Below are 26,704 nucleotides of genomic sequence, written 5' to 3' on the forward strand. Positions count from 1 at the left end.
GGGGGTGCGGTCCCCTGGACCGCTCGGGTCCCGGGGCCGGCGCGCCGTCCGCGAGGGGAGCTCAGGCGTGCGCCACGAACTCCTGGCGCTGGGCGCCGAGGCCGTCGATGCCGATCTCCACGACGTCGCCCGCGGCGAGGTACGGGAAGCGACCGGAGAGGGCCACGCCCTGCGGGGTGCCGGTGTTGATCAGGTCGCCGGGCTCGAGCACCATGTACTGGCTCAGGTGGTGCACGAGCTGCGCCACGGTGAAGACCATGTCGGAGGTGGTCGACTCCTGACGGGCCTCGCCGTTCACGCTCGACCAGAGGCGCAGCGCCTGCGGGTCGACCGCGTCGGCCGGGACGAGCGCGGGGCCGACGGGGTTGAAGCCCTTGGCGTTCTTGCCCTTGGACCACTGGCCGCCGGACTGCGCGATCTGGAAGTCCCGCTCGGAGACGTCGTGGCTGGTCACGTAGCCGGCGATGACGTCGAGCGCCGCCTTCTCGTCGGCCAGGTACGAGGCCTGCTTGCCGATCACCACGCCCAGCTCGACCTCCCAGTCGACCTTCACGGCGCCCGGCGGGATCTCGACCGCGTCGTACGGGCCGACCACCGTGTTGGGGTGCTTGAAGAAGATGATCGGGACGCTCGGCGGCTGGTCGCCGGACTCGGCGGCGTGCGCGGCGTAGTTCTGGCCGATGCAGATCACGGCCTGGGGGCGCGCGATGGGGGCGCCGACGCGCTCGGACTCGGCCCCCTCCCACACGGGCAGCTCGCCCGCGGCGAGCTTCTCGCGCACCGCGGCGATCCCGTCGGCGGCGAGGAAGGCCCCGTCGACGTCGGCGGTGAGCGAGTCGAGGCGGTAGGTGACCCCGTCGGCGACGAGGGCGGGCTTCTCCTGGCCGATCGGGCCGAGGCGACGCAGTTCCATGGTTCTCCTTCGAAGGGGTGGATGCTCACGACCCACTGTGCCAGCTCCAGACATCGGAGGGGTGACGGTCCCGGAGGATGGTCAGCAGGTCGGTCAGCGGGTGCTGTCAGTGGGTGTACGGACGATGCGTCGGGATCTCGGGGTTGAACTCGACGCCGAAGCCGGGGGTGTCCGGGACGCGGATCCGCCCGTTCACCGGCACGGGCTCCCCGAGCAACATCGGGGAGAACATCGGCACGATCTCCTCGGCGGTCGGGTGCATCATCAGGAACTCGCTGAACGGGCTGTTCGTGCGGGTGATGACGAAGTGGTACGAGTACACGGACGAGCCGTGCGGCACCACCATCGCGCCGTGCGCGTCGGCGAGCGCGGAGATCTTCAGCAGCTCGGTGATGCCACCGCACCAGCCCACATCGGGCTGGATGATGTCGGCGCAGCCCATCTCGAGCAGCTGACGGAAGCCCCAGCGGGTCGCCTCGTGCTCGCCGGTGGTGATGAGCATGCCCTTCGGGACGTTGCGCCGCAGCTGCTGGTAACCCCAGTAATCGTCGGGGATCAGCGCCTCCTCGAGCCAGCGCAGCCCGTGCTCGTGCGCGCGGTGGGCGAGGCGCGTCGCGTAGTCGACGTCGAGCGACATCCAGCAGTCGTACATCAGCCAGAAGTCGTCGCCGACCTTCTCGCGCATGTCGGCGAGCAGGGCGATGTTCTTCTCCAGGCCCTCCTCACCCTCGGCCGGGCCGTGGTGCAGCGGCATCTTGCCGCCGATGAAGCCCATCTGCTGCGCGAGATCGGGCCGGGCGCCGGTCGCGTACATCGTCAGCTCGTCCCGCACGGGCCCGCCGAGCAGGGCGAACACGGGCTCCTCGCGGAGGCGTCCGAGCAGGTCGTAGAGGGCGAGGTCGACGGCGCTGATCGTGTTCAGCACGATGCCGCGGCGACCGTAGAACAGGGTCGAGCGGTACATCTGGTCCCAGATCCGCTCGATGTCGGTGACCCGGGCGCCCTCGAGGAAGCGGGCGATGTGCTTCTCGACGATCCACGCGCCGAGGTCGCCGCCGGTCGAGACCGCGAAGCCGACGGTGCCGTCGTCGGCCTCGATCTCGACCATGAGCGTGCCCAGCACGTTCAGACCGAACGACTGCCGGGACGCCCGGTACTCGGGGTACACCGACATCGGGGTGGCGATGTGGTCGTCGATCCAGTGGTCGGCGCCCTGGTCGTGATAGTCGGCGCCGCCGCCGGTGACGGTGTACGCGCGGACATGGGCGATGGTGCGGTGGCTCGCGCTCATGCGGGCTCCCCCTCCTGGTCGGGCTGGTCGGGCTGGTCGAACGGCTCGGGCTGGTCGAAGCGGACGAGGATCTTGCCGGCCGGTCCCTCCCCGGCGGCGAGCGCGGCGAAGGACGCGTGCGCCTCCTCGGGTCCGACGATGCGGCTCACCAGCAGCTCCACCTGGTCGGCATGCGCGCCGATCCAGGCGGCGGCGTCGGCGAAGTCCTTCGCCGAATAGGTGAAGGAGCCGATCAGGGTGCGCTCCTCGGTGCTGATCGCGAAGGCGGAGACCTCGAGGCGCGGGGAGCCCATGCCGACGAGCACGATGCGGCTCCCCAGCGCGGTCGCGGCGAAGGCGTCGGCGAGGGTCGGGGTGAGGCCGACGGCGTCGATCGCGAGGTCCGCCGGCCCGCCGAGCAGCTCGGCGACGCGCTCGGCGAGGTCCCCGGCCGACGGATCGAGGACTTCGACGCCGAGCGAGGCCACCAACTCCCGACGCGCCGGGTCGCGCTCGGAGAGCACGATCCGGCGCACGCCCGCCCGGTGCAGGGCGAGCACGACGCTCTGCCCGATGGGGCCGCCGCCGATCACCAGCACGCGGTCGTCGGCCGACGGCGTGCCGCGCCCGACGGCGTGGACCGCGACGGCGAGCGGCTCGATGAGCGCGCCGAGGTGCAGCGGCAGGTCCGGATCGAGCAGCAGCACGTTGCCGGCGGGCACCACGACGTAGTCGGCGAAGGACGCCTGGATCGCGGGGACCACGCCGATCACGGCCTTGCCGGGGGCGTGCTGCTCGCGGCCGCGGTACGCCTCCGCCTCGGCGGCGGGGACCACCACCGGGTTGAAGGTGGCCGGGGCGCCGAGCGGGAAGGCCGCCTCGTCGACCCCCTCGCCGAGGGCGGCGACGGTGCCGGAGGACTCGTGCCCCATGACCTGGCCGGGCACCCGTCGGCCGTTCTCCCCGGTGAAGCCGTGCACGTCGGACCCGCAGATGCCGGTCGCGCAGAGCCGCAGCAGCACCTCCCCCGGCCCGGGCTCGGGCCGCTCGCGCTCGACGACGTCGAGCCGGTGGTAGTCGGTCAGGACGAGTGCTCTCATGGGGGCCTCCTGGGCGGTCGGGCAGGGCGGTGGACGGTGGGTGCCGGGGCGCCCGTCGGCCGAGTGGGGCGGCCGACGGGCGAGCGGTCAGGCGGCGGCGCCGCGGCGGTCGAACAGGCGGGTGCCCGCGAGGAGCAGCGCGCCGATGAGCGGCATGGCGGCGAGCATCAGCAGGCCCGCGGACTCGGTGCCGAAGGTCTCGACGACCCACACCCGCAGGTTGGGGGCGAGGAAGCCGCCGAGGTTGCCGATGCCGTTGATCAGGCCGATCGAGGAGGCCAGCGCCGCCCCGGACAGGTACGAGGTGGGGATGTTCCAGAAGATCGGCTGCGCGGAGCAGAAGCCGACGGCGGCGAGGCACAGCCCGATCATCACCAGCACGGGCGAGCTGAGCACGCCGGTGATGGTCAGGCCGATCGCGGAGACGACCAGCAGGCCCGTGGCGATGTCGCGGTAGTTGCCGCTGCGGTCGGCGAGGCGGCCGGAGAAGAAGTTCGCGACCAGGCCCACGATCCACGGGATCGCGAAGAGCAGGCCGACGATCAGGCCCACGTCGCGCCCGGCGATGCCGGCGATCTGGCGGGGCAGGAAGAAGGTCAGGCCATACACGGACAGCTGGATCGTGAAGTAGACGGCGCAGAAGTAGAGGATGCGGCCGTTCAGCAGGGCGCGCCACCAGCTCAGGTGCTGGGCCTCCCCCTTCTCGGCGGCCTCGGCGTCGAGGGTGGACTGCAGCTCGGTGCGCTCCTGCTCGGTGAGCCAGCGGGCCTTCGCCGGGCGGTCGGTGAGGTAGAAGAAGGCGATGACGCCGACGACCACGGCGATCAGGCCCTCGATGAGGAACATCCACTGGAAGCCCCACAGGCCGAGGAAGCCGTCGAGCTCCATGAGGCCGCCCGAGAGCGGGCCGCCGAGGATGTTCGCGATGGGCAGGCCCATGTAGAACAGTGCGGTCGCCTGGGCACGGCGGCGGCGCGGGAACCAGTAGGTGAGGTAGAGGATCACGCCGGGGAAGAAGCCCGCCTCGGCGACGCCGAGCAGGAAGCGGAGGATGTAGAACATCGTCGGCCCGGTGGTGAACATGAACAGGGCGGCGACGATGCCCCAGGTGATCATGATCCGCGCCATCCACCAGCGCGCCCCGACCCGGTGCATGATCAGGTTCGAGGGCACCTCGAAGACGGCGTAGCCGATGAAGAACAGGCCCGCACCGAAAGCGTAGGCGGCGGTCGAGAGGCCCGCGTGGATCTCGAGCGACTCCTCGGCGAAGCCGATGTTGGTGCGGTCGATGAACGCGATGACGTACATCAGCAGCAGGAAGGGCAGGAGACGCTTCAGCGCCTTCGCGGTCGCGCTGCGGGTGGCGGCGCTGTAGTGCTCTTCGCCGTCGGCGACGCGGCGGTCGCGGGACGTGCCGGTGGTGGACATCGGGGACTCTCCTTCGAGCGGGCGGTGCCGGGGAGGCGGGGCGCGTCGGGGACGCGCGCCGGGCCAGGGGCCGGGACCATCGGGGGCGGGGTGCGGCTCAGCGCTTCGCTGCGGGGCCGACGGGGATCCCGGTGGATCGACTCCGACGCTACTGCGCGCCGGGGCGATTCCGGGGCCGGGAACGATCCGTTCCCCTGAAATCCTATATCCAATCTTGATAAGGTCGCCGTCGTGGTCCGCCGCCCGAGGCGGGCCCCGGACCCACCCCGCCGCCCCACCCCACGCTCCCGCCGCGAGCGCCGAGTCGTGGGCACCTTGCCCCCGCAGACATCGGAGGTGTGAAGATAGGTCCGTACCGCCACCGCTCGATGAGGAGAACCCCGCATGGCATCCCCGACCGATCTCGAGTTCGCCGGCCTCACGGCCATCGTCACCGGAGGCGGCGCCGGCATCGGTGCCGCCACGATCCGCGCCCTCCAGGCCCGCGGCGCCCGCACCGCGGCCCTCGACCTCGACCCCTCCGGCGCACCCGAGGGCGCCCTGCAGATCCAGGTCGACGTCACCGACCGCGCCGCCGTGACCGCGGCCGTGGACCGTGCTGCCGCGGAGCTCGGCGGGATCGACATCGTCATCAACAACGCCGGCATCGGCGCCCAGGGCCAGGTCGACGCGAACGACGACGCCGAGTGGGCGCGCGTGCTCGACGTCAACGTCGTCTCCGTGGCCCGCGTGACCCAGGCCGCGCTGCCCCATCTGCGCAAGTCCGAGGCCGCCGCCGTGGTCAACACGGCCTCGATCGCCTCGATGCTGGGGCTGCCCGAGCGCGTGCTCTACTCCGCCTCCAAGGGCGCCGTGCAGGCGATGACCTTGGCCATGGCCGCGGACTGGGTGCGCGAGGGGATCCGCGTCAACGCCGTCGTGCCCGGCACCGCGAACACCCCGTGGATCGGCCGGCTGCTCGACCGGGCCGACGACCCCGAGGCCGAGCGCGCCGCGCTCAGCGCCCGTCAGCCCCACGGCCGCCTGGTCGAGCCCGAGGAGGTCGCGGAGGCCCACTGCTACCTCGCCTCCCCGCGCAACCGCTCGACCACCGGCGTGCTGCTGCCGATCGACGGCGGCATGACCAACCTGCGCACCCGCAGCTGACCCCCGCGCCGGACGAGCCCCCTCGGAGTCACCTCCGACGGGGCCCGTCCGCGTCCGGTCCGCGGCCGTCAGGACCGGCCCGCCGGAACGGCCGGATCGACCTGGACGTCCTGGACGGCCTTGAGCGCCGCGGAGCGCTCGGCGCGTCGGCCGATCCAGCCCATCACCGGGGCGGAGGCGATCGCGAGCACCACCAGCACGATCAGCACCGCGCTGATCGGGCGGGTGAAGAACTGGGTGAGATCCCAGTTCGTCTTGATCACGGACTGCATGAAGTTCCGCTCGACGATCGGGCCCAGCACGATGCCGAGCACGACGGGGGCGAGCGGGATGCCGCCCTTCTCGAACAGATAGCCCATCACGCCGAACACCACCACCAGGCCGACCTCGAGGTAGCCGTTATTGATCGCGAAGGCGCCGCAGATCGAGATCGCCACGATCAGGCCCATGAGGATCGATCGCGGGATCCGCAGCACCAGCCCCGACGCCCGGATAAGCAGGAAGCCGAGCGGGAGCAGCAGCAGGTTCGCGACGATGAAGATGATGTACAGCGAGTACAGGGTGTCGGTCTGGTAGAGGAAGAGGTCCGGTCCCGGGGTGATGCCCTTGACCAGCAGCACGCCGATGAGGATCGCAGTGATCGTGTCCCCCGGGATGCCGAAGGCGAGGGTGGGCACGTACGCGGAGGCGACACCCGCGTTGTTCGCGCTCGAGGCCCCGGAGATCGCCTCGATCCGCTGGTCGTCGGTCGTCTCGGTCCGACCGCGCCGCACCGAGCCCGGGCGGATCCGGCTGGTGGACCGGGTCACGGCGTACGCGATCCACGCGGCGATGTCCGCGCCGGCGCCGGGCAGGGCGCCGACGACGCCGCCGATCAGCGAGCCGGAGCCGACCCTGCCCTTGTTCCGCCAGATGCCTCGGAGGGTGGGCCGGACCATCCCGGACCCGTCGAGCTTCGGGATCGGCATCGACTCGCCGCGCCGCGCGGTCACCGCCCGCAGCACCTCGGAGAGGCCGAACAGCCCGATCATGGCGGCGATGAAGTCGACGCCCCGGTACAGGCCCTCCTCGCCGAAGGTGAAGCGCGGGTGCCCGAGGGTCACGTCGAGGCCGACGGTGGAGACCAGCAGGCCCACCATGAGCGCGATGCCGCCCTTGAGCTGCGCCCCCTGCGAGACGATCACCGCGGCCGTGAGACCGAGGACCGCGACCCAGAAGTACTCGTAGCTCGTGAAGCGCAGGGCGAACTCGCCCAGCAGCGGCGAGACGAAGATGAGCAGAACCGAGCCGAAGAGACCGCCGAGCACCGAGGAGACCAGGGAGACGCCGAGACCGATCGGCCCCTTGCCGTTGCGGGTCAGGGCGAAGGCGTCCTCGGTGTAAGCCGCCGAGGACGGGGTCCCCGGGATCCGCAGCAGGGCGCTCGGGATGTCCCCGGCGAAGATCGCCATCGCGGACATGGTGATGATCGCGGCGACCGCCGGGACCGGGTCGAGGAAGAAGGTGAAGGGCACAAGCAGGGCGGCAGCGAGGGTCGCCGTCATGCCCGGGAGCGCACCGATCACCAGACCGAAGACCGCCGAGAGGAGGACCACCAGGATCGTGGTCGGATCCGCGACGAGCTCGAGCGCGCTGGAGAAGTTCTCGATCACGTCAGAACCCCCTGATCAGGCCGTCGGGGAGCTGGACCAGCAGGATCTGCTCGAAGAGCACCCACAGTCCCAGCGCGGTCAGCACGCCCGTGAGCAGCGCGACCCACCACCTCGCCCGCAGCGACAGCAGGATCGCGACCACGAGCAGCGTCATCGTGATCGAGAAGCCCAGCGGCTCGGCGAGCAACACGTAGGCGACGATGCCGCCCATCAGGATCGCCCCGTTGATCCAGCGACGGGGACCGTCGGAACCGATGTCGGTGTCGAGGACCGCGACGGTCGGCAGCTCCTCGACGGGGGTGTCCGTCGCGACCGCCGGGACCGACGAGCCGGGAGCCGTCTCCCCGTCGGCCGCCGCCGCGGAGTCCGCGCCGTCGGCCGCCGCGATCGCGGCGAGCTCGGCCCGGTGGCGGAGATCCCGCCCCCGCCCCCACCAGGTGGTCGCCGGCAGCAGGATCCCGAAGAGGATGAGCAGTCCCCCGACCAGCATCGGGAACAGACCCGGGCCGGGGATGCCCTCGCGGATGTACGGCATCGAGGCGCCGTAGGGGATGACGATCGCGCCCGCGAGCGTGGCGAGTCCGCCGATCAGCAGGTTCTGGCGCAGCGGCGCGGTCGGCGCGGTAGGGGGCGGGGAAGTGGAGTTCGGAGCCGCGGCGGTCACTTCGCCAGGCCCGCTTCCTCCATGACCTCGCCCTTGAGGATGTCGTCCTCGCGCATGAGGGTCTGGAAGTCCTCCGCCCCGGCGTACTTCACGCCCAGGCCCGAGTCCGTCATGAACTCGTTGAACTCCTCGGACTCGGCGATCAGGCCGAGATGGCACTCGAGCTCCTCGACCACGGTCGGGTCGAGGCCGACCGGGCCCGCGATGCCGCGCCACACGCTCATCGAGTAGTCGGAACCCAGCTGCTCCTGCAGGGTCTCCACATCGGGGAAGGCCGGATCGCGCTCGGTGCCCATCACGCCGATTGCCCGGGCGCGACCGGAGTCGAGCATGGTCTTCGACTCGCCCAGCGCGTTGGTGGTCATGTCGATGCCGCCCGCGGCGAGCTCCTGCAGAGCGGGGGCCGCCCCCTCCGAGGGCACGAAGTTCACGGCGTCGACGGGGAGGCCGTTGTCGAGCAGCATGCCCAGGAGCGCGAGATGCCAGATGCCGCCCTGGCCGGTGCCGGAGGCGGTGACCTCGCCCGGGTTGGCCTCGATGTACGCGAGCAGCTCCTCGGCGTTCTGCCAGTCGGCGTCGGCGGCGACGGTGATCCCCGCGCCGTCCTCGTTCATCTGCGAGATGGCGGTGAGATCCTCGCCGCTGATCTCCGTGAGGCCCTGGTGGTGCATCATCCCGATCTCCACGGTGACCAGGCCGATCGTCTGGCCGTCGGGGGCCGCGTCGACCATGGCCTGGTGGCCCACGACGCCGGAGCCGCCAGTGCGGTTGACGACGTTGACGTTGGTGCCGAGCTGGCCGGAGAGCTGGTCGCCGATGAGTCGGGCGACGCCGTCCGTGCCGCCGCCGGCGGCCCAGGGGACGACCAGCTCGACGGGGCCGGCCGGGTAATCGGCGTTGATGTCGTTGCAGGCCTGGATCGCGTCGGCCGCGACCGAGCCCTCCCCGCCGCCGCCCTCGGAGCAGCCGGTGGCGAGGAGGGCGAGGGCGGCCGCGGAGGCGAGGCCGGTCATCAGGCGGCGTGCCGGGCGGGGGCTGCGGGCAGAGCTGTGGCGTGACATGGGGGACTCCACTTCGTCGTGAGGGTCAGGGATGGTCCGTCGCGGGGAGTCGCGGGGTCGCCGCATCGATGCGGTCCGGCCCGGGGACGGCTCCCCTCGGGGTGCTCCGCAAGCTACCAACGGGAGACCCCGCTCACGGCCCGGAGACGATCCGCGATCCGGAAATCCTATATGCGATATTGGTAAGCTCCGTCACAGAGCACCGATGGCCTGCGCGGACGATCGCCGGGCCGCAGGGCCGACATCGAATCGTGATCCGCGTGAAGGAGGATGCGATGCCCCGCATCGAGCAGACCGATTGGCTGGAGACCTTCGTCGCCGTCATCGACCACGGCAGCTTCTCCGCGGCCGCCCGTGCCCTCCACCGCGCCCAGTCGCGAGTGAGCACGCACGTCGCCTCCCTCGAGCGCGCCCTCGGCGGGACGCTCGTGGATCGCAGCCATCGACCGATCGGACTGACCGAGCTGGGCGCCGCCTTCCTGCCGCACGCGCGCGAGGTGCTCGACGCCCTGCAGCGCGGGGCGGACACGGTGGACCGCCACACCGACACGCCCCGCGGGACCGTCGTGATCGGCTGCCACCCGAGCGTGAGCGCCGGGTTCCTCCCCGGCGTCCTCGCCGCCGTCCATGCCCGCCATCCCCTGATCCGGATCGAGCTGAGCGAGCGCACCACCCAGGACCTGGTCTCCGGCGTGCTCTCCGGCCGGTACCACCTCGCGATCCACTCCCTGGCCGGCGATCCGCCACCGCCCGAGCTGCAGAGCGAGCCGCTGTGGTCGGAGCGGTTCGTCGCCCTCACCCCGCCGGATCATCCGCTGCTCGACGCACGGGATCCCGTGACGGGGGACCTGCCGCCCGCGGCGATCCCGGAGCACCCGCTGATCGCCGTCGCCCTGCCGGGGGCGGAGGTCGACCCGGACACCGGCAGCGCCCTCGGGGCATGGGGCCTCTCGATCCCGGTGGCCTGGCAGACCGAGCAGCCGCAGACGGTCGTCGAGCTCGCACGGGCCGGGCTCGGCGTCGGCGTGCTCAACGGGCTCGCCGCCGCGATCTCCGCGACCGAGGGGATGGCGATCACCCCGGTGGGCACGCTCGAGCAGGGGCGGCACGTGGCCGTCACCCGGGATCGGCGCACCGCGTCTTCGCCGAGCGTCGAGGCGGTCCTCGCCGCGATCCTCGCCGCCCCGGTGCCCGCGGGGGTGCGTCGGACCGCTTGACGCCCGCGGGCGAGCCGTAGATCCTATAGGTCGCACTCGGGGTACGACGTCCGTCCTCCCCGCTCCCCTTCTCGTGATGAGGCGACAAGGAGGTCCTCGTGACCGATGCATCCCCGACCACCGACCTGAGCTCGCTGCGCTCCCCTCTCTACGGCGTGATGGACCGGATCCCCGGCGGCACCATGGTGATCCCGCTGGTCCTCGGCGCGATCGTGGGCACCACCGCCCCCGCCTTCCTCGAGCTCGGCAGCTTCACGACCGCGCTCTTCGCGACGCCGATGCCGATGATGGCGCTGGTCATCTTCGCGACCGGTATGCAGATCACGCCGCGCAGCATCGGCCCGGTCGCGGGCACGACGGGCGCGATCCTCCTCGGCAAGACCATCGTGCCGGGCCTGATCGTCGTCTCCCTCGGCTTCTTCCTGGGCCTCGACGGGATCCTCGGCATCTCGATCCTGGCCATGCTCGCGACCTTCGACAACTCGAACGGCGGGATCTGGCTGGCCTTCACCGGCAAGTACGGCACCAAGACCGATCGCGGCGCGTACGTCGCCTCCGCGGTGAACGACGGACCGTTCTTCACCATGCTGTTCATCGGCGCGGCGGGCCTCGGCTCGATCCCGCTGGACGCCTTCGCCGCAGCGATCATCCCGCTGGTCCTGGGCATCATCGTGGGGAACATCGACCACCGCTGGACCGAGATCATGCGTCCCGTGCCCACGATCGTGATCCCCTTCTTCGCCTTCGGCCTGGGCACCGGCATCGACATCGGCGCGATCCTCACTGGCGGCGTGACCGGTATCCTGCTCGGCCTGCTGGTCACCCCGTTCACGGGCGGCTGCGCCTATCTCGCCTACCGGTTCCTGCTGCGCCGCGGGAAGCGCTCGGGCATCGGCATCGTCGCCGGCACGACGGCGGGCAACTCGATCGTGACCCCGGCGATCATCGCTTCCGCGGATCCGCGCTTCGAGCAGTACGTCGACGTCGCGACCGTCCAGGTCGCCACCGCCGTGCTGATCTCCGCGATCACGGCGCCGCTTATCGCCGCCTGGGTGCTGCGCCGCAGCGGCGCCCTCTCCAACCCCGACGAGGACGGCCTCGACGAGCGCGGGGAACCGCTCGCGACCGCCACCGTGCCGTCCGACCCCGTGGAGCCGCGCGCCCGATGACCGCCCCCGTGCCCCGGCTCGGCCACGCCCACCTGATCTGGGCCGTCGGCGTCCTCGCCTATCTCTGCGCCGTGTCGGGGCGCGCGGCCTTCGGCGTCGCGAGCGTCGAGGCGTCGCGGCGCTTCGGGGTCGACGGCACGGTGCTGAGCCTCTTCGGCGTGGTGCAGCTGGGCACCTATGCGGTGGCGCAGATCCCCGCGGGGCTGCTGCTGGACCGCCTCGGCCCCCGGCGGATGTTGGTGATCGGGGCGGTGACCATGGCGCTCGGGCAGGTGCTGCTCGCGGCCGCGACGGTCGTGCCCGTCGCCCTGCTCGCGCGGATGCTCACGGGGGTCGGGGACGCCGCGACCCTGATCAGCGTCGTGCGCCTGATCGCGGCGTGGTTCCCGACCGCGCAGGTGCCGCTGTTCACGCAGCTCGCGACGATGATCGGGCAGCTCGGCCAGGTCGTCGCGGCGGTCCCCTTCCTGGCCCTCCTCGTCTCCCGCGGCTGGACCGCCGCCTGGGCCGGACTGGCCGGCCTGCTGCTGGTGAGCGTGCTGCTGGTGATCGCGGCGATCCGGGACGAGCCGACCGCCCTCGACGGCGCACCGCCCCCTCCCCCGGCCCATCCGATCCAGGTGCTGCGCGATGTGCTCGGCTCCCGGGCGGCCTGGTCGGGCGTCTTCCTGCACGCCCTCACGCTCGCCACCGCGAACTCCTTCCTGTTCCTCTGGGGCGTGCCCTTCCTGACCCTCGGGCACGGGCTCGCCGAGGGCGAGGTGAGCGCACTGCTGACGCTCAACGCCCTGGTGATGGTGGGGGTGGGGCCGTTCATCGGTCTGCTCACCGGTCGCTTCCCGGCGCACCGCGCCCGGCTGGGCTGGATCGCCGGGGGGATCCTCCTCATCGGGTGGACACTGACCCTCGCCGCCCCCGCACCGCTCAGCGCGCTGCAGCTGGTCCCGCTGCTGCTCGCCCTCTCCCTCGGCTCGGCGACCTGCGCCGTGGGCTTCGACCTGGCTCGCACCGGGGTGCCACGGCGCGCGATCGGCACGGCGACGGGGATGGTGAACATCGGCGGCTACGCCGCCTCGCTGCTCGCGGTGCTGCTGATCGGGATGGTGCTGGACCTTCGAGCGCCCGACGGCGCGGCGGACCTCGCGGACTACCGGGTGGCGCTCACCGCGATGGCCCTGCCGATGGCCCTCGCCGCCCTCGGCCTGCTCCTCACCACGCGTCGATGGTCGATCGACCGAGCCTCCACCTAGACCTCGGAGGTCTCGAAGGGCAGTGAGTGAGCCGGGAAGGAGCCGAGGCCGGTTCGGGAATTGCGATCTCCCTTGCGGGGCCTCCAGAGATCCTATAGGTTGCGATCGTCCCTGACGAAAGGACCGTGACGACGATGTCACCACGATTCGCCGCGCCCTCCCTGATCGAGCTGGCCACCGGACTGCTCGAGCAGCGCGGCGCCCCGCCCGCCAACGCCTCGCTGGTCGCCCGCTCCCTCGTGGAGGCTGACGCCGCCGGCATCTTCTCCCACGGCCTGCTGCGCCTGCCGCTCTACCTCCGCGCCGTCACCTCCGGCGGCATTGACCCGACCTCTGAGCCGGAGGTGATCCGCCAGCACGGCGCCGTCACCGTGCTCGACGCCCGGGCCGCCTTCGGTCAGGTGGCCATGCAGCGGGCCGTCGACCTCGCGGCCGGGACCGCCCGCGAGCACGGCATGGCGACCGTCGCCGTGCAGGGCTCGAGCCACTTCGGCGCGGGCCGCTTCTGGATCGAGCAGCTCACGGACCAGGGCATCGCCGGAATCCTCGCCTCGACCACCGGGCCGGTCGCCGCCGCCTACGGCGGATCGGTGCCCGTGCTCGGCACCAACCCGTTCACGATCGGCCTGCCGTCGGCCGGGGAGGGCCCGCTGGTCGCCGACCTCGCGACCACCGCGGGTGCCTACGGCAAGGTCGTCGCGGCCCGCGACGCCGGCGAGCCGATCCCCGAGGACTGGGCTGTGGACGCCGCCGGCCGGCCCACCACGGACCCGTCGGCCGTGCTCGACGGCGGGGCGCTGCTGCCCTTCGGCGGTCACAAGGGCTCCGGCATCGCCGTGCTGCTCGAGGCGCTCTCCGCGGCGCTGACCAGCGCATCCTTCGCCATGAACACTGTCGACATCTGGCAGGACCCCTCCTCCCGGATGAACACCGGGCACCTCCTGATCGCCCTCGACCTCGCCGCCTTCGGCGATCCGGCGACGATCCGCGGCCGGGTCGCCGCGCTGCAGGAGAGCGTCCGCGCCTCCCATCCCGAGCGCGAGGTCCTCTCCCCCGGCGACCTCGAGCACCGCCGCCGTCGGCAGGCCGGGGCCGGCGTCGCCGTGCCCGAGGCGACCGTGGCCGAGCTGCGGGAGCTCGCGGCCGCCGCCTCGCTCCCGTTCCCCGACCCCGTCCCGGAACACGAGCCGGCCGCTGCCTCCGCTGCCTCCGAAGGGAGCCGCCCGTGACCGCCCCCGCCCGTCGGCGCCGCCCGGCGATGCTGGCCGCCACCGTCCTCACGACCCTCGCCCTCGCCGGGTGCGGGCTGTGGGAGCCGGTGGACACCGCCCAGATCGAGAAGCAGGCCGTCGACCCCGACGCCCGCGTGATCCGCTTCGCCCACCAGTACGATCCCGCCCATCCCGTCGAGACCTGCGGCGCCGCGACGCTGCGCACCGAGTTGGCCGACGACGGCTTCACCGTGAAGTCCTATCCCTCCGGCCAGATCGGCGGCGAGGGCGAGACGACCGAGCAGATCGCCACCGGCGGCCTCGAGCTCGGGGTCATCGGCCCCTCGTTCCTCGGCGTCTGGTACCCGGACGCCGCCGTGCTCGACGCCCCGTTCCTGTTCACCGACGTCGAGCAGTTCGACGAGGCGACCACCGGCCCGATCATGGCCGAGGTGTACGACGAGATGGCCGAGGGGACCGGCCTGCGGGTGAACAGCACCTGGTACTACGGCACCCGGCACATCACCTCGAACATGCCGATCACCGAGCCCGAGGACCTCCAGGGGATCAAGATCCGCACCCCCGATGCGCCGCTCTACCTCACGAGCTTCCAGATCATGGGCGGCTCCGCCACCCCGATGGCGCTGTCCGAGGCGTACCTGGGATTGCAGCAGGGCGCGATCGACGCCCAGGAGAACCCGATCCCCACGATCGACGTGCAGAAGTTCTACGAGGTCCAGGACTACATCAACCTCACCGGGCACATGGTCCAGGCCGTCAACATCGTCTCCTCCGAGCGCTTCATGGAGTCGCTGACCCCCGAGGAGCGCACCGCGTTCGAGGACGCCATGGAGAAGGCCCGCGTGGCGACCCGCGACTGCATCGTCGAGGCCGAGGAGGAGGTGCTCCAGCGCTGGCAGGACGAGGACGCCATCAAGGTCAACGACGAGGTGGACGTCGCCGCCTTCCAGGCACTGATCGCCGAGGAGTTCCCGTCGCGGGTCCCCTGGGGCGACCTGTACCTCGAGATCCAGGAGTCGGTCCGATGAGCATGCAGTCCCCCAAGCCGATCCCCGGGGCGAAGGACGGCCAGGTCCCCGAGCTCGACACCTACATCGAGCGGGACCGCTACGAGCAGCGGTTCCGGGCTTACGCCTGGCTGATCGACGCCGAGCGCTATGTCGCCGGGGCGATGCTGCTGGGCATCTTCGGCCTGATCATCTTCCAGGTCTTCACCCGCTACGTGCTGAACACGCCGCTGTCCTGGAGCGAAGAGGCGGCGCGGCTGCTGGTCGTGTGGCTGACCTTCGTGGGCGCCGGCTTCGTCTCGAGCCGCAACGCGCACATCGCCGTGGACATCCTCGCGGTGTATCTGCCCCGTCGCCTCGCGACCGCCTCGCAGATCTTCGCGATGCTGGTCGTGGCCGCGGCCGCGCTCTACATGGTGATCGCCGCGATCTCGCTCATGCTGCTCACCGGGTCGCTGACCCTCACGGCGACCGCCCTGCCCATGCCGCTGCTGTACGGCGCGGTCCTCGTGGGCTACCTGATGGTGCTGGGACACACGGTGCTGAACATCGTGCTGTACCTGCGCCACCCCGAGGAAGTCCCCGACGCGGTCGAGAAGGCCGCCGCGATGGAAGGTCTGTGACCCCATGGTCCTGCTGATCATGTTCGCAGCCCTGCTGGTGCTGCTCGCCCTGCGCGTCCCCGTGTGGATCGCCCTGCTCGTGCCGTCGATCGCGTACATCATCCTCGACGACACCGCGACGGCGGCCCTCGCCGCCCAGCAGACCGCCTCCGGCGTCTTCGACTTCGCGATCCTCGCCGTGCCGATGTTCATCCTGCTGGGGAACCTGGCCAACGTCTCCGGGGCCACCGACCGGCTCTTCGACGCGGCGACCAGCGCGATCGGGCACGTCCGCGGCTCGCTCGGGTACGTCAACATCGCGACCTCCTTCGGCTTCTCCTGGATGAGCGGCGCCGCGATCTCCGACGCCGCGGCGATGGGTCGGATCCAGGTGCCGGCGATGAAGCAGCGCGGCTACCCCGAGGGCTTCGCGCTCGGCATCACCGGCGCCTCCTCGTTGATCGCCCCGATGATCCCGCCGTCGATCCCCGCGATCATCTACGCGGTCACCGCCGGGCTGTCGGTGAGCTCGCTGTTCATGGCGGGCATCGTCCCGGCCCTCGTGCTCGTGGCGGCGCTGTGCCTGATGGTGTGGGTGCAGACCCGCAAGCGCGAGGACCTGCGCCTGCCGAAGCCTCCTGCCGCGCAGCGCGTCAAGGATGTGGCCAAAGCGCTCCCCGTCGCGGGCGCGGCCGTGATCATCCTCGGCGGCATCCTCTCGGGGATCGTCACGCCCACCGAGGCGTCCGCCCTGGGCGTCGCCTACATCGCGGTCCTCGCCCTGATCTACCGCACCCTCACCCCGAGGACGCTGGGCCGGATCGCCGCGTCGACCGTGGAGACCACCGGCAGCGTGCTGGTGATCGTCACGAGCGCCTCGCTGTTCGGCTGGGTGCTCGCCCGCGAGCAGGCCCCGCAGGTCATGAGCGAGCTGATCCTGCAGATCACGGATCGTCCGCTGATCTTCCTGATCCTGGTGAACCTGCTGCTGCTGATCGTCGGCGCGATCCTCGAGCCGACGGCGGCGATCCTCATCCTCGTGCCGGTGCTGGCCCCGATCGCGTCCGTGTACGGGATCGACCCCACGCACTTCGCGGTGATGATGATCTTCAACCTGATGATCGGCCTGCTCACGCCGCCCGTGGGGCTCGTGTTGTTCGTGCTGTCCTCGGTCACGAAGACGCCGGTCACAAGGGTGATCAAGGGCGTGATCCCGTTCTTCGTCCCGATGGTCGTGGTGCTGCTGCTGATCACCTTCATCCCGGCGCTGTCGACCTGGCTGCCGGGGCTGCTCGGGACCTGACGCCAGCGGGGCGGGACCGGAGGGATCCGGCCCCGCCCCGTCGCGCCCTGCTCCACCCCGCCCCGCTCCGTGAGTCGACAGTGTCGACCTCCCGCGCCGCGCCCGGCCCCGCTCAGCCGACGCGCATGCCGCCGTTGAGGTTGTAGGTCGCGCCGGTGGTGAAGCCGCCGTGGGGGCCGACGAGCCAGGCCACCAGCTCGGCGAGCTCCTCGACGGTGCCCAGTCGGCCCACGGGGGTGCGGGCCACGAACTGCGCGCGCCGCTCCCCCTCGAGGGCGCCGCCCATGATGTCGGTGTCGATGTTCGCGGGAGCGATCGCGGCGGTGGTCACTCCGGTGCCGGCGAGCTCCTTCGCCAGGCCCCGCAGCAGCCCTTCGACCCCGGCCTTGGACGCCGCATAGGCGGAGGTCGAGAAGTTCCCGCCGCCGTCCTGCGCCGCGGTGGAGGAGATCGCGACGAGCCGCCCGAGGCCCTGGGCGAGCATGCCCGGCACCGCGCGCCGGGCGAGGTGGTAGGTGCCGGTGGTGTTGATCGCGAGGGTCCGCGCGAAGGTCTGCGAGGTCGACTCGAGGAACGGGGTCGGGTCGGCGATCCCCGCGCAGCCGACGAGGGCGCCGACGGCGGGCAGCTCCGCCTCCACGGCCGCGAAGGCCGCGTCGACGCTCTCCCAGTCGGCGATGTCGGTGCGCCGGGTGAGGACCTGCGGGGCGCCGGCGTCCCGGGCCGCGGCCGCGGCCTGCTCGAGTCCGGCCTCGTCGAGGTCGAGCAACGCGAGCGGCCGACCCTCGCGGGCCAGGCGCAGCGCCACGCCGCGTCCGATGCCGCGCGGGGAGGACGCCCCAGTGACGACGGCGGTGACCTCGCTGATCCGGGCCTCCTCGGCGACGGAGCGCTCGCCCGGGGCGTGGGCGGGGCTCATCCGCCCGCTCCGTCCGCCGCGTCGGCTCCCGACCCGTCGGCCGCCGATCCGTCGACTCCCACCGGGGCGTTCACCAGGTTTCCCGGCACCCGTCCCGCGGCGACGGCGAGGATCTCCCCGCGCACCTCCGCGGCGGTGGCCTCGGTGAAGTCCTTCGTCCAGCACAGCGAGTGCGGGGCGAGGACCACGTTCTCCAGGCCGATCAGCGGGCTCGTCGTCGGCAGCGGCTCGGTCGCGAAGACGTCGAGGCCGGCGCCCGCGATCGCCCCCGACTGCAGCGCCCGGACGAGCGCTTCCTCGTCGACGACGGCGCCGCGGGCGATGTTGATGAGGAACGCCGAGTCCTGCATCAGCTCCAGCTCCCGCTCGCCGATGAGGTGGCGGGTGCCCTCGGCCGCGGCGACGGTCAGCACCAGGTAGTCGCTGCGCGAGACGACCTCGTCGAAGGGCAGCTGCTCGATGCCCTCCTCGGCGCAGAACTCGGGCCGCGGGGTGCGGTTCCAGGCGATCACCTCGAGGTCGAGGGCTCGCAGCTGGCGGACGGTCTCCCGGCCGATGCCGCCGAGTCCCACCACGCCCACGGTCGCCGAGGCGAGGCCGGGCCCGCGGTACTGGGACTTGCGGTCCCACTGCCCCTCGCGCACCAGGCGGTCCTTGGGCAGGAGGTTGTGGGCGAGGGCGAAGAGGAAGGTCAACGCGGTGTGCGCCATGGGGACCCGCAGGCCCGTCGGCGCGTTGGTGACCGCGATCCCGCGCGCCGCACAGGCCTCGAGGTCGACCGTGTCGTAGCCGGCGCCGAAGCGGGCCACGTGCCGCAGGGTCGAAACCCCCTCGAGCTGCGCCGCGCCGAACGGGGTGCCGCTCAGCAGGAGCACGGCGTCGAAGCCCTCGAGCGCGCCGGACGCGATCGGGACGTCCACGCGGGACCATTCCACGCCCTGCTCGGCCAGGAGGCCGAGGCCGATGTCGCCGTAGATGGTGGAGCCGTCGGCCTCCGCATAGTCCGCGGTGACGGCCAGTCGCCAGGGTCGCGCGCTCATCGGGCGGCCTGCTTCCCGCCGACGCGCCCGTCGGCCGCTCCCCCGTCGGGCTCCGGCTCACGGTGCCGGCCCTCCCCGTGCCACGCCTCGGGGTACTCGACGAAGCTGCGGTCCAGCGCCGCGATGCTCGTCGCGCCGAGCTGGCCCATCGCGAGCTCGAGCTCCTCGTCGAGGATGTCGAGCACGCGCAGCACGCCCTTCTCACCCGCCGCCGCGTTGCCGTAGCCCCAGGCCCGGCCGATCGAGACGAGGTCCGCGCCGACGGCGAGCGCCTTGGCGATGTCGTCGCCGGTGCGCACCCCGGAGTCGAAGACCACGGTCATGCGGTCGCCGACCGCATCGACGATCCTCGGCAGCGCCGAGATGCTCGACGGCGAGGAGTCGAGCTGACGGCCGCCGTGGTTCGAGACGTAGATGCCGTCGGCGCCCATCGCGGCGGCGCGCTGCGCGTCCTCGGGCGTGAGGATGCCCTTGATGTACACCGGGCCGTCCCAGCGGGTGCGCACCTGGCGCACCTCCTCCCACGTGAGGGTGAGGTTCGCGAGGTACTTCTTGACGAACTCCTGGTGGGAGACGGCGTTGTTCCCCTGCACCTCGCCCTGGAGGTTGCGGAAGCCGATCGCGGGCGGGCGCATGACCGAGCGGGTCCAGTTCAGGTGCCGCACGGCCTCGACCGCGTTCTGCGGGGTGATCCGCGGGGGGATCGACATGCCGTTGCGGTGGTCTCGGTAGCGCTTGCCGTTCAGCGGCACGTCCACGGTGATGACCAGCGCGATCGCGCCGATGGAGCGCGCCCGGTCGATCAGGTTCTGCACGATCCGGTCGGACTTGTACATGTACAGCTGGTACCAGAGCGGGCCGGTGGCGACGTCGGCGAGCTCCTCCATCGACCAGTTCGAGGCGGTGGAGATGGTGAAGGGGATGTTCGCCCTTCCGGCGGCGCGCACGGCGCCGAGCTCGCCGACGCCGCCGATCATGCGCTGCAGTCCCAGCGGGCCCATCACGTACGGGCGGTCCAGGCGCATGCCGTCCACCTCGACCGCGGTGTCGATCGTGGAGATGTCGGTGAGCCAGCGGGGGCGGAAGGTGACCTCGCGGAGGTCCGCGACGTTCGCTTCCCGGGTCAGCTCGTGGTTGGAGGCGCCGTCGACGATGTCGAAGGCCATCCGCGGCAGACGCCGGCGGGCGACCTGGCGGATGTCCTCGATCGACGGGGCGGAGTCGATCGGGTCCAGACGGAATCCGCCGGCGGCGAGCATCTTCGCGAACTCGAGGGCGGAGGACAGGGGTGAATCGGCCATGGGAGATCTCCTTCGATGTCCGGGCGGGGCAGGGCGGTGGGTCCGACGGGGGCCGGGCGCGGGGGCCCGACGGGCGGGCCGGCCGCTGGATCGCCGACGAGAGGGCCCCGGGGCGCCCGGCCCCGGGACCCCGGGGGTCGTCAGTGCATGTGCTTGCCGCCGTCGACGTTGATCGAGGTGCCGTTCACGAACGACGAGTCCTCGGAGACGAGGAACGCGATCAGCCCCGCGACCTCCTCGGGCTGGCCCACGCGCTGCAGCGGGATGTTCGAGGACATGCCGGCCTTGCGCTCATCGGTCAGGGTGCCGCCCATGATGTCGGTGTCGATCGGGCCGGGCAGGATCACGTTCGCGGTGATGCCGAACTCGCCCAGCTCGCGGGCGAAGCCGCGCGTCAGGCCCTGCACGGCGGCCTTCGCGGCGGCGTAGCCGGTCTTGGAGAAGGTGCCGCCGCCGTCGAGGGCGGTGATCGACGCGGTGTTCACGATGCGGCCGCCCACGCCGCCATCGATCATGCGCCGCGCCGCGGCCTGGGTCATGAGCAGGGTGCCCTTGGCGTTGACGTCCATGACGCGGTCCCAGATCTCGCCCGTGAGCTCGAAGAAGGAATGCGGGCTGGGGATGCCGGCGAGGTTCACCAGCGCCACCACCGGCGGCAGCTCGGCGTCGATGCGGGCGAAGGCCGCGTCCACGGAGGCCTGGTCGGAGATGTCGACGCCGACGCCGATCACGCGCACGCCGGCCTCGGCGGGCAGCTCGGCGGTAACCTCGGCGGCGAACTCCTCGACGGCGGGGCCGTCGATGTCGGCCGCGGCGACGGACCAGCCCTCGGCGAGGAGCTTGCGGACGACGCGTCGGCCGATGCCGCGCGGGGCGCCCGCGCCGGTGACGACGGCGGTGCGCGCCTCGGGGAAGGGCTGGATGCGGGTGATCTCGAGGGTCATGGGTGTTCTCCTTCGAACGGGGGTGCTGGGGTACTGGGGTACGGGGTGCCGGATATAGCCGGATGGGCCGGATGGGGCCGGTCAGGGTTCCGCGGAGTCCGCCGGGGCTGCGCGGATCAGGCGAGGGCGGAGGCCAGCACCTGCCGGATGTACTGCACGTTCTCGGCGATGACGCCGAGGGAGTCGGAGCCGTAGTGCTCGCAGCAGAACGGCCCCGAGTAGCCGAGCTCGAGGGCGCGGCGGATCACGGTGCGGTAGTTGATGTAGCCGTACTTGAGCGGCATGGGCGCGCTCGAGAAGGCGCCGGTCGCCGGGTCGAGGTCGCGGGTGTAGTTCTTGATGTGCCAGAAGTTCGAGTGCGGCAGCACCTTCTCGAAGATGTCCTGCCAGGGCTCGACGGGGCGGTGCAGGCGCACCAGGTTGCCGACGTCGGGGTTCAGGCCGACGGCCTCGTGGGCCACGTCGGTCACGAAGGAGACCGCGTCGTCGGCGGTGCCGACGTAGGTATCCTCGTACATCTCCAGGCTGATCTGGATGCCCTGGGCCGCCGCGGCGTCGCCGAGGGTCCGGATGCGCTCGATCGCGAGGTCGCGCAGCGCCGGGTCGTCGACGTGGCCGTCGGCGAGCCAGAACCAGATGGCTTCGTTCTGCGCGGGAGTGGTGGCCTGCATGAAGCCGGTGTTCACGACGGTCACCCCGAAGCTCGGGGCGAGCTCGACGAAGCGCAGGGCGTCGGCGAGGTTCTGCTCGCCGTTCTCGACGTCGACCACCGAGTTGCGGGTCATGGAGATCGAGGAGAGCGAGAGTCCCTCGCCGTCGAGCACGCGGCGGAATTCCTCGACGCGCTCGTCGGAGAGCTTCGCGAGGGGCAGCCAGGCGTCGGTCGGGTCGATCTGGTCGACACCGAGCTCCTTGACCTGTCGCAGCTGCGAGGCCCACACCGAGGAGGACGCCTCGAGGGTGGGGGTGCCGTCGGGCGTGACGCTCCCGAAGGACAGCATGTTGGCGCCGATCGGCCAGGTCTCGGCGGTGTACGGGGTCTGGGCGGAAGACATCGTCGTCCTTTCGTGGAGGCTTCCCGTGGATCCTATAGGAAATGACGGCGGGAGGGAAGGCGGGTGGGACGAGGGATGGGAAGGCAGGTGGGACAGCGGATGGGACGGCGGAGCGGTCATCGACGGTCTGCGGATCCCCCCCCCCCGTCTGCCAGCACGGCCCCAGACGCCCGCGATAGCCTTCCCTCACGCCGACCACCGTTTGACCGACCACCTCAGCCCAGCACTCCGAGAGATCCGCGGGGACCTGTGACGACCAGTCCGGACGACCCGGCTCGCACGCCGGCCCAGGGGAACGGTTCGTTCCCCGACCCGTTCGCGCCCGGAACCCCCGCGCCGGCCGGGAGCACTGCGGCGTCCCGACGCGATGCGTCGTCCGGAGCCCCGTCGGCTTCGGGAGCCCCGTCGGCGTCCAGCACCCCCGGAGTCCCCGGCGCCCCCGGCGACCAGGACCTCCCCTGGAAGGCGACCGCCGAGCGGCGCGACCTGTGGGGCCCGGTGCAGAAGCCGCTCGAGGGCGCCGTGCACCCGCCCCGCTCGGCCGCCGTGGACCGACCCCGTCGGCCGGGCGGCGCCCTCGCGGCAGGCGTGCCCCTGGCGGCAGGCGGCGTCGGCGCCGTGGGAGCCCTCGCGCTGGGGCTCGTGGCCTCGCTCGCCCTGCCCCTCGCGCTGGTCGCGGCGCTCGGCGCCGGAGTCCTGCTCGCCGGCGGCAGCCACCTGCTGCTGCGCGCCCTGCAGCCCGCGCCGACCCTGCTCGTGGAGGCGGAGACCGGCGTCGGCGAGGGCACCCGCGAGTTGCTCGAGCGGATCCTGCGCGCGACCGCGGAGACCCGCGCGACCACCGCCGCGCTGCGCGGCCGCGCCCCCGACCCGGCGGCACGGCCGGCCCTCGACCACGTGGACGCCCTGCTGGGACGCCTCGAGGCCCTCACCGGCGCCGAATCCGTGCAGTCCAGCAGGCCCTCCGACGGCTCCGTGACCCTGCTCGAGGGCATGGCCACCCGGTACCTGCCCGAGCTGGTGGAGGCGATCGAGGACACGATCGGTTTCCTCGCCTCCTTCCAGGGGGCCGCCCGCGAGGACGCCCTGGCGAACCTCACCAGCATCGACCACCAGCTGACCGTGCTCGGCGAGAGCCTCGAGGGGGTCGAGCGGGACGTCGTCGCCGGCGTCTCCCGCGACCTCGAGGTGCACGCCGAGTTCCTGCGGCGTCGCTTCGCCGACGAGCACCTGACCCCGATCATCGACATCTGATCCGAGCCCGAGGAGAACCGATGGACAAGCTGCAGCCCCCGACCCCCGCCCCCGCGATCCAGGCCGCCGAGCCCGTCGCGGAGATCAGCGAGGAGAAGGCCGTCTCCCTGCTCTCCGACCTGCCTCCGGAGCAGTCGAAGGAGCTCGAGGTCAAGGCGAGCACCTGGCTCGACACGGTCACCGCGCTGAACCCGCATTCCCAGGAGTTCACCGCGCAGGTCACCGCGATCGGCGCGGTCGCCAAGAAGACCTTCGACCGCACCGGCGCGACCTCCTCGCGCTTCATGGACCAGTCGCTGCGGGACGCGAAGGGATCCGGCACCTCCGAGAAGGTCTCCAAGAGCCTCGCCGACCTCCGCACGCGCATGGAGGACCTGGCCCCCAAGCCGGACACCTTCGCGACGAAGGCGCTCGGCTTCCTGCCGGGTCGCGGCGCGGCCAAGCGCTACTTCCGCGGCTTCGAGTCCAACCAGAAGCAGCTCGACGAGGTGCTGCAGGCCCTCGGCCGCGGCCAGGAGATGCTGCTGCGCGACAACGCCGAGCTGGCCGTCGAGCGGCGCTCCCTGTGGGAGGACCTCGGCAACCTGCAGAAGGCCTCCCAGCTGCTGCAGCAGCTCGACGGCCAGGTCGTCGCCCGCGCCGAGCAGGCGAAGTCCGAGGGGCGGCCGGAGGTCGGCGCGGCCCTCGAGCGGGACGTGCTCTTCGCGGTCCGCCAGCGCCGCCAGGACGTCGCCACGCAGATCGCGGTGACCGTGCAGGCGTATCTGTCGATGGGCCTCATCGAGGACAACAACACCAAGCTCGCCCAGGGCGTCGAGCGGGCCCGCACCACCACGGTGACGGCGCTGCGCACCGCGGTGATCACGGCGCAGGCCCTCGAGAACCAGAAGATCGTGCTCGACCAGATCGACGCGGTCAACAAGACCACGAACGATCTCATCGACCGCACCTCGGAGATGCTCGCGCAGAACACCGTGCGCATCCAGGAGCAGGCCGCGACCTCCGGCGTCTCCCCCGAGACGCTGCAGCGCGCCTTCGACAACCTGTTCACCACCATGGACGGGATCGACGCCTTCCGCGCCCAGGCCAACCAGAACTTCCTCACCACGGTCACCGCCCTCGAGCAGCAGGTGCAGCGGGCCCAGCCGTACATGAACCGGATGCAGGCCGAGGGCATCGAGGCCGGTTCCGGCACGGGAGCGCCCTCGCTGCGGTCGGCCGCGGACATCCTCGCCGTCGAGGACTGACCTCCGGGGCGGCGCCGCCTGCGGGGGGCCGACGGGCGCGGCCGATGACGGTACGGTCCCGCCGATGGGGCGGGGCCGCCTGCGGGGCCGGCCCGCCGTGCGCCGAGCACCGCCGACGAGCCCGCTCCGGCGACACGGTGGGCGACCGGCGGCCGACGGTCGACCGGTTGGTAGGTTCCTCCCATGCCCGTCTTCTCCGACGACTCCTCGGCTGCGATCGCCTCCTCGCTGCAGGCCGTCCCGGCGGGGACCCCCGTCTCGCAGGTCGCCCACCGTCTGCTCGAGCTGTTCACCGGCGGTGAGCTCGAGGTGGGCACGCGCCTGCCCCCGGAGCGGCAGCTCGCCGCGTCGCTGGGCGTCGGCCGCTCCGCGGTGCGGGAGGCGCTGGCCGCCCTCGAGATCCTGGGCATCGTCGACGTGCGCCCGGGCTCCGGCACGTACCTGCGCGGTGCGGCGAGCGATCTGCTGCCGCAGACCCTGCGCTGGGGCCTGATGATCGGCGAGAAGAACACCGCCCAGCTCATCGAGCTGCGCGCGGGCCTGGAGAGCTACACGGCGCGGCTCGCCGCGGGCCGGGTCGACGCCGCCCAGCTGGAGACCCTGCGCGGCTCGGTGGCGGCGATGCGGGGCGCGTCCGCGGCCCAGGCCGGGGCCGACGGGACGAGCGCCGGCATTCCCGACGAGGTCCTCGTGACCTTCGTGGCGGCCGACGCGGAGTTCCACGCGGTCCTCGCCCGCGCCGCCGCCAACCCGATGCTGACCGATCTGCTCGACGTCACCCGCACCCTGCTGCGGGTCTACAACGACCGCGCCGTGCACCACCCCGAGGACATGCACCTGGCCGGCGAGGAGCACGCCGCGATCCTCGCCGCCCTCGAAGAGGCCGACGGAGATCGCGCCGCCTCCGCGATGGTCGCCCACATGGAGACGGCGCGCTCGCGCCTGCTGCGCGCGGCCGGCGGCGACCCGTCGGCCGCCGCCCCCGCCTGAGACGTCAGCCGGGGGGCGGCGGACCGGACGTCGACCTGCCTTCGACCCCTGCCGCCAGCCCTCACCCCTCGGCCCTGCCTTCAGCCCCTGCAGCAAGCTCCTGCCGCAAGCCCCTGCACCGAGTGCTGCATCTGGACCGTCACCACGCCCTCATAGCGGTCCACATGCAGCACTCGGGCAGATGCCCCGAGGAAACGACCCCCGCCCCGGCCCTCCCCCGCAGCGAATGCTGCATCCGGACCGTCACCGCGCCCTCATAGCGGTCCACATGCAGCACTCGAGCAGATGCCCCGAGGAAACGACCCCCGCCCCGGCCCTCCCCCGCACCGAGTGCTGCATCTGGACCGTCACCACGCCCTCATAGCGGTCCACATGCAGCACTCGAGCAGATGCCCCGAGGAAACGGCCCCCGCCTGAGCCCTCAGCCGAAGACCGAGAACCAGTTCACGCCCTCGATGCGCACGGCCTGCGCCGCGCGGATCAGCTCCCCGTCGACGTCGGCGGCCAGCGTCGGCTCCGGGGCGAGAACCAGCACCGGCTTCTCCTCCCCGTAGGCGGGCCACTCCGGGGTGCGCTCGGTGAGCGGGCTGCCGGTGCGGGCGAAAGCGGTCCACGCGGAGCGCAGGGTCGCGGACAGCTCCGCCGCCTCGGGCGCCGCTGCGTGGAGGCCGACGGCCGCATCGAGGTTCCCGAAGGTCAGCGACACGTCCATCTCGTGCGGGGACATCAGCGCCCCGTCCCCCGCCGGCGTGCGCCAGGTGATCCGGTAGCGGTGCACCGGCGAGGTGCCCTGCGCGGCGTGGCGGGCGGCGAGCTCCTCGGCGGGGCCCGTGAACAGCAGCGCGGAGAACAGGGCGACGGAAAGCTCATAGCCGTCGGCCGACGGGTGGGGGGGGGGCATCGCCGAGAACAAGGAAGAGGCCGCCTCCCCCCATCCGCC

24 protein-coding genes are annotated in these 26,704 nt (G+C 72.2%); 11 read left to right on the forward strand and 13 right to left on the reverse strand.

The window, feature by feature from the left end:
* Positions 1-61: 61 nt before the first annotated feature.
* The 4 genes from V1260_RS05640 to V1260_RS05655 form a co-directional block, all read right to left on the reverse strand.
* On the reverse strand, positions 62-913 hold the full coding sequence (locus V1260_RS05640) for a fumarylacetoacetate hydrolase family protein (protein WP_329745827.1): 852 nt from the start codon (positions 911-913) through the stop codon (positions 62-64).
* Positions 914-1,019: 106 nt separating this feature from the next.
* Positions 1,020-2,204, reverse strand: a complete 1,185-nt coding sequence (gene rhmD / locus V1260_RS05645) for an L-rhamnonate dehydratase (protein ID WP_329745828.1) — start codon at positions 2,202-2,204, stop codon at positions 1,020-1,022.
* A complete protein-coding gene (locus V1260_RS05650; RefSeq protein WP_329745829.1) occupies positions 2,201-3,283 on the reverse strand; it encodes a zinc-dependent alcohol dehydrogenase in 1,083 nt (360 codons plus the stop codon). Before V1260_RS05650 ends, rhmD begins: the two co-directional genes overlap by 4 nt.
* Before the next feature lie 87 nt (positions 3,284-3,370).
* Positions 3,371-4,711, reverse strand: coding sequence for an MFS transporter (locus V1260_RS05655; RefSeq protein ID WP_329745831.1), 1,341 nt, complete (start codon positions 4,709-4,711; stop codon positions 3,371-3,373).
* A gap of 384 nt (positions 4,712-5,095) precedes the next feature.
* Between V1260_RS05655 and V1260_RS05660 the strand changes: the two genes are divergently transcribed.
* The gene (locus V1260_RS05660; protein WP_329745832.1) at positions 5,096-5,857 is read left to right on the forward strand and encodes an SDR family NAD(P)-dependent oxidoreductase; all 762 of its coding nucleotides are present in this window, start codon (positions 5,096-5,098) and stop codon (positions 5,855-5,857) included.
* Positions 5,858-5,925: 68 nt separating this feature from the next.
* On the opposite strand, the gene V1260_RS05665 is transcribed toward V1260_RS05660, so the two are convergent.
* The 3 genes from V1260_RS05665 to V1260_RS05675 are packed head-to-tail and all read right to left on the reverse strand — an operon-like array spanning position 5,926 to position 9,234.
* On the reverse strand, positions 5,926-7,509 hold the full coding sequence (locus V1260_RS05665; RefSeq protein ID WP_329745833.1) for a tripartite tricarboxylate transporter permease: 1,584 nt from the start codon (positions 7,507-7,509) through the stop codon (positions 5,926-5,928).
* A 1-nt stretch (position 7,510) separates the two neighbouring features.
* Complete coding sequence (locus tag V1260_RS05670) at positions 7,511-8,173, reverse strand: tripartite tricarboxylate transporter TctB family protein (RefSeq protein WP_329745834.1); 663 nt, start codon at positions 8,171-8,173, stop codon at positions 7,511-7,513.
* Positions 8,170-9,234: a tripartite tricarboxylate transporter substrate binding protein gene (locus tag V1260_RS05675; RefSeq protein WP_329745835.1), complete on the reverse strand. Its 1,065-nt coding sequence runs from the start codon at positions 9,232-9,234 to the stop codon at positions 8,170-8,172. The genes V1260_RS05670 and V1260_RS05675 overlap by 4 nt, the downstream gene beginning before the upstream one ends.
* A 275-nt stretch (positions 9,235-9,509) precedes the next feature.
* On the opposite strand from V1260_RS05675, the gene V1260_RS05680 reads away from it, so the two are divergent.
* From V1260_RS05680 to V1260_RS05710, 7 genes are all read left to right on the forward strand, one after another.
* Positions 9,510-10,451 carry a LysR family transcriptional regulator gene (locus tag V1260_RS05680; RefSeq protein ID WP_329745836.1) on the forward strand — a complete coding sequence of 314 codons (942 nt, stop codon included), beginning with the start codon at positions 9,510-9,512 and terminating at the stop codon, positions 10,449-10,451.
* Between the two features lie 98 nt (positions 10,452-10,549).
* Positions 10,550-11,620: a 2-keto-3-deoxygluconate permease gene (locus V1260_RS05685; protein ID WP_329745837.1), complete on the forward strand. Its 1,071-nt coding sequence runs from the start codon at positions 10,550-10,552 to the stop codon at positions 11,618-11,620.
* On the forward strand, positions 11,617-12,870 hold the full coding sequence (locus V1260_RS05690) for an MFS transporter (protein WP_329745838.1): 1,254 nt from the start codon (positions 11,617-11,619) through the stop codon (positions 12,868-12,870). The genes V1260_RS05685 and V1260_RS05690 overlap by 4 nt, the downstream gene beginning before the upstream one ends.
* Positions 12,871-13,004: 134 nt before the next feature.
* Positions 13,005-14,099, forward strand: coding sequence for an Ldh family oxidoreductase (locus tag V1260_RS05695; protein WP_329745839.1), 1,095 nt, complete (start codon positions 13,005-13,007; stop codon positions 14,097-14,099).
* Positions 14,096-15,130, forward strand: coding sequence for a DctP family TRAP transporter solute-binding subunit (locus tag V1260_RS05700; RefSeq protein WP_329745840.1), 1,035 nt, complete (start codon positions 14,096-14,098; stop codon positions 15,128-15,130). Before V1260_RS05695 ends, V1260_RS05700 begins: the two co-directional genes overlap by 4 nt.
* Complete coding sequence (locus V1260_RS05705) at positions 15,127-15,732, forward strand: TRAP transporter small permease (RefSeq protein ID WP_329745841.1); 606 nt, start codon at positions 15,127-15,129, stop codon at positions 15,730-15,732. The genes V1260_RS05700 and V1260_RS05705 overlap by 4 nt, the downstream gene beginning before the upstream one ends.
* A 4-nt stretch (positions 15,733-15,736) precedes the next feature.
* Positions 15,737-17,014: a TRAP transporter large permease gene (locus V1260_RS05710; protein WP_329745842.1), complete on the forward strand. Its 1,278-nt coding sequence runs from the start codon at positions 15,737-15,739 to the stop codon at positions 17,012-17,014.
* A gap of 112 nt (positions 17,015-17,126) precedes the next feature.
* Here the strand turns inward: V1260_RS05710 and V1260_RS05715 are convergent, their stop codons facing one another.
* The 5 genes from V1260_RS05715 to V1260_RS05735 form a co-directional block, all read right to left on the reverse strand.
* A complete protein-coding gene (locus V1260_RS05715) occupies positions 17,127-17,933 on the reverse strand; it encodes an SDR family NAD(P)-dependent oxidoreductase (RefSeq protein WP_329745843.1) in 807 nt (268 codons plus the stop codon).
* Positions 17,930-18,973 carry an NAD(P)-dependent oxidoreductase gene (locus V1260_RS05720; protein WP_329745844.1) on the reverse strand — a complete coding sequence of 348 codons (1,044 nt, stop codon included), beginning with the start codon at positions 18,971-18,973 and terminating at the stop codon, positions 17,930-17,932. Before V1260_RS05720 ends, V1260_RS05715 begins: the two co-directional genes overlap by 4 nt.
* The gene (locus V1260_RS05725; protein ID WP_329745845.1) at positions 18,970-20,274 is read right to left on the reverse strand and encodes an alpha-hydroxy acid oxidase; all 1,305 of its coding nucleotides are present in this window, start codon (positions 20,272-20,274) and stop codon (positions 18,970-18,972) included. The genes V1260_RS05720 and V1260_RS05725 overlap by 4 nt, the downstream gene beginning before the upstream one ends.
* A 140-nt stretch (positions 20,275-20,414) precedes the next feature.
* The gene (locus V1260_RS05730) at positions 20,415-21,218 is read right to left on the reverse strand and encodes an SDR family NAD(P)-dependent oxidoreductase (protein ID WP_329745846.1); all 804 of its coding nucleotides are present in this window, start codon (positions 21,216-21,218) and stop codon (positions 20,415-20,417) included.
* A gap of 116 nt (positions 21,219-21,334) precedes the next feature.
* Positions 21,335-22,273 (reverse strand): sugar phosphate isomerase/epimerase family protein, encoded by a 939-nt coding sequence (locus V1260_RS05735; protein ID WP_329745847.1) that lies wholly within the window; start codon positions 22,271-22,273, stop codon positions 21,335-21,337.
* A gap of 498 nt (positions 22,274-22,771) precedes the next feature.
* On the opposite strand from V1260_RS05735, the gene V1260_RS05740 reads away from it, so the two are divergent.
* The 3 genes from V1260_RS05740 to V1260_RS05750 all read left to right on the forward strand — a co-directional run bounded on the left by V1260_RS05740 (position 22,772) and on the right by V1260_RS05750 (position 25,764).
* On the forward strand, positions 22,772-23,527 hold the full coding sequence (locus V1260_RS05740; protein ID WP_329745848.1) for a hypothetical protein: 756 nt from the start codon (positions 22,772-22,774) through the stop codon (positions 23,525-23,527).
* 20 nt (positions 23,528-23,547) lie between these two features.
* Positions 23,548-24,774, forward strand: coding sequence for a toxic anion resistance protein (locus V1260_RS05745; RefSeq protein WP_329745849.1), 1,227 nt, complete (start codon positions 23,548-23,550; stop codon positions 24,772-24,774).
* A 183-nt stretch (positions 24,775-24,957) separates the two neighbouring features.
* Complete coding sequence (locus V1260_RS05750; RefSeq protein ID WP_329745850.1) at positions 24,958-25,764, forward strand: FadR/GntR family transcriptional regulator; 807 nt, start codon at positions 24,958-24,960, stop codon at positions 25,762-25,764.
* Between the two features lie 421 nt (positions 25,765-26,185).
* Here the strand turns inward: V1260_RS05750 and V1260_RS05755 are convergent, their stop codons facing one another.
* Positions 26,186-26,665: a carboxylesterase family protein gene (locus V1260_RS05755; protein WP_329745851.1), complete on the reverse strand. Its 480-nt coding sequence runs from the start codon at positions 26,663-26,665 to the stop codon at positions 26,186-26,188.
* Positions 26,666-26,704 lie beyond the last annotated feature (39 nt).

It is taken from the genome of Brachybacterium sp. J144 (assembly GCF_036321705.1).
Taxonomy (GTDB): domain Bacteria; phylum Actinomycetota; class Actinomycetes; order Actinomycetales; family Dermabacteraceae; genus Brachybacterium.

Coding starts and splice junctions, on each gene's coding strand:
- V1260_RS05655 (WP_329745831.1), bottom strand. CDS start 4,711: ATGTCCACCACCGGCACGTCCCGCGACCGCCGCGTCGCCGACGGCGAA.
- V1260_RS05710 (WP_329745842.1), top strand. CDS start 15,737: ATGGTCCTGCTGATCATGTTCGCAGCCCTGCTGGTGCTGCTCGCCCTG.
- V1260_RS05750 (WP_329745850.1), top strand. CDS start 24,958: ATGCCCGTCTTCTCCGACGACTCCTCGGCTGCGATCGCCTCCTCGCTG.
- V1260_RS05660 (WP_329745832.1), top strand. CDS start 5,096: ATGGCATCCCCGACCGATCTCGAGTTCGCCGGCCTCACGGCCATCGTC.
- V1260_RS05725 (WP_329745845.1), bottom strand. CDS start 20,274: ATGGCCGATTCACCCCTGTCCTCCGCCCTCGAGTTCGCGAAGATGCTC.
- V1260_RS05640 (WP_329745827.1), bottom strand. CDS start 913: ATGGAACTGCGTCGCCTCGGCCCGATCGGCCAGGAGAAGCCCGCCCTC.
- V1260_RS05745 (WP_329745849.1), top strand. CDS start 23,548: ATGGACAAGCTGCAGCCCCCGACCCCCGCCCCCGCGATCCAGGCCGCC.
- V1260_RS05705 (WP_329745841.1), top strand. CDS start 15,127: ATGAGCATGCAGTCCCCCAAGCCGATCCCCGGGGCGAAGGACGGCCAG.
- V1260_RS05675 (WP_329745835.1), bottom strand. CDS start 9,234: ATGTCACGCCACAGCTCTGCCCGCAGCCCCCGCCCGGCACGCCGCCTG.
- V1260_RS05680 (WP_329745836.1), top strand. CDS start 9,510: ATGCCCCGCATCGAGCAGACCGATTGGCTGGAGACCTTCGTCGCCGTC.
- V1260_RS05730 (WP_329745846.1), bottom strand. CDS start 21,218: ATGACCCTCGAGATCACCCGCATCCAGCCCTTCCCCGAGGCGCGCACC.
- V1260_RS05715 (WP_329745843.1), bottom strand. CDS start 17,933: ATGAGCCCCGCCCACGCCCCGGGCGAGCGCTCCGTCGCCGAGGAGGCC.
- V1260_RS05690 (WP_329745838.1), top strand. CDS start 11,617: ATGACCGCCCCCGTGCCCCGGCTCGGCCACGCCCACCTGATCTGGGCC.
- V1260_RS05735 (WP_329745847.1), bottom strand. CDS start 22,273: ATGTCTTCCGCCCAGACCCCGTACACCGCCGAGACCTGGCCGATCGGC.
- V1260_RS05695 (WP_329745839.1), top strand. CDS start 13,005: ATGTCACCACGATTCGCCGCGCCCTCCCTGATCGAGCTGGCCACCGGA.
- V1260_RS05650 (WP_329745829.1), bottom strand. CDS start 3,283: ATGAGAGCACTCGTCCTGACCGACTACCACCGGCTCGACGTCGTCGAG.
- V1260_RS05720 (WP_329745844.1), bottom strand. CDS start 18,973: ATGAGCGCGCGACCCTGGCGACTGGCCGTCACCGCGGACTATGCGGAG.
- rhmD (WP_329745828.1), bottom strand. CDS start 2,204: ATGAGCGCGAGCCACCGCACCATCGCCCATGTCCGCGCGTACACCGTC.
- V1260_RS05755 (WP_329745851.1), bottom strand. CDS start 26,665: ATGCCCCCCCCCCACCCGTCGGCCGACGGCTATGAGCTTTCCGTCGCC.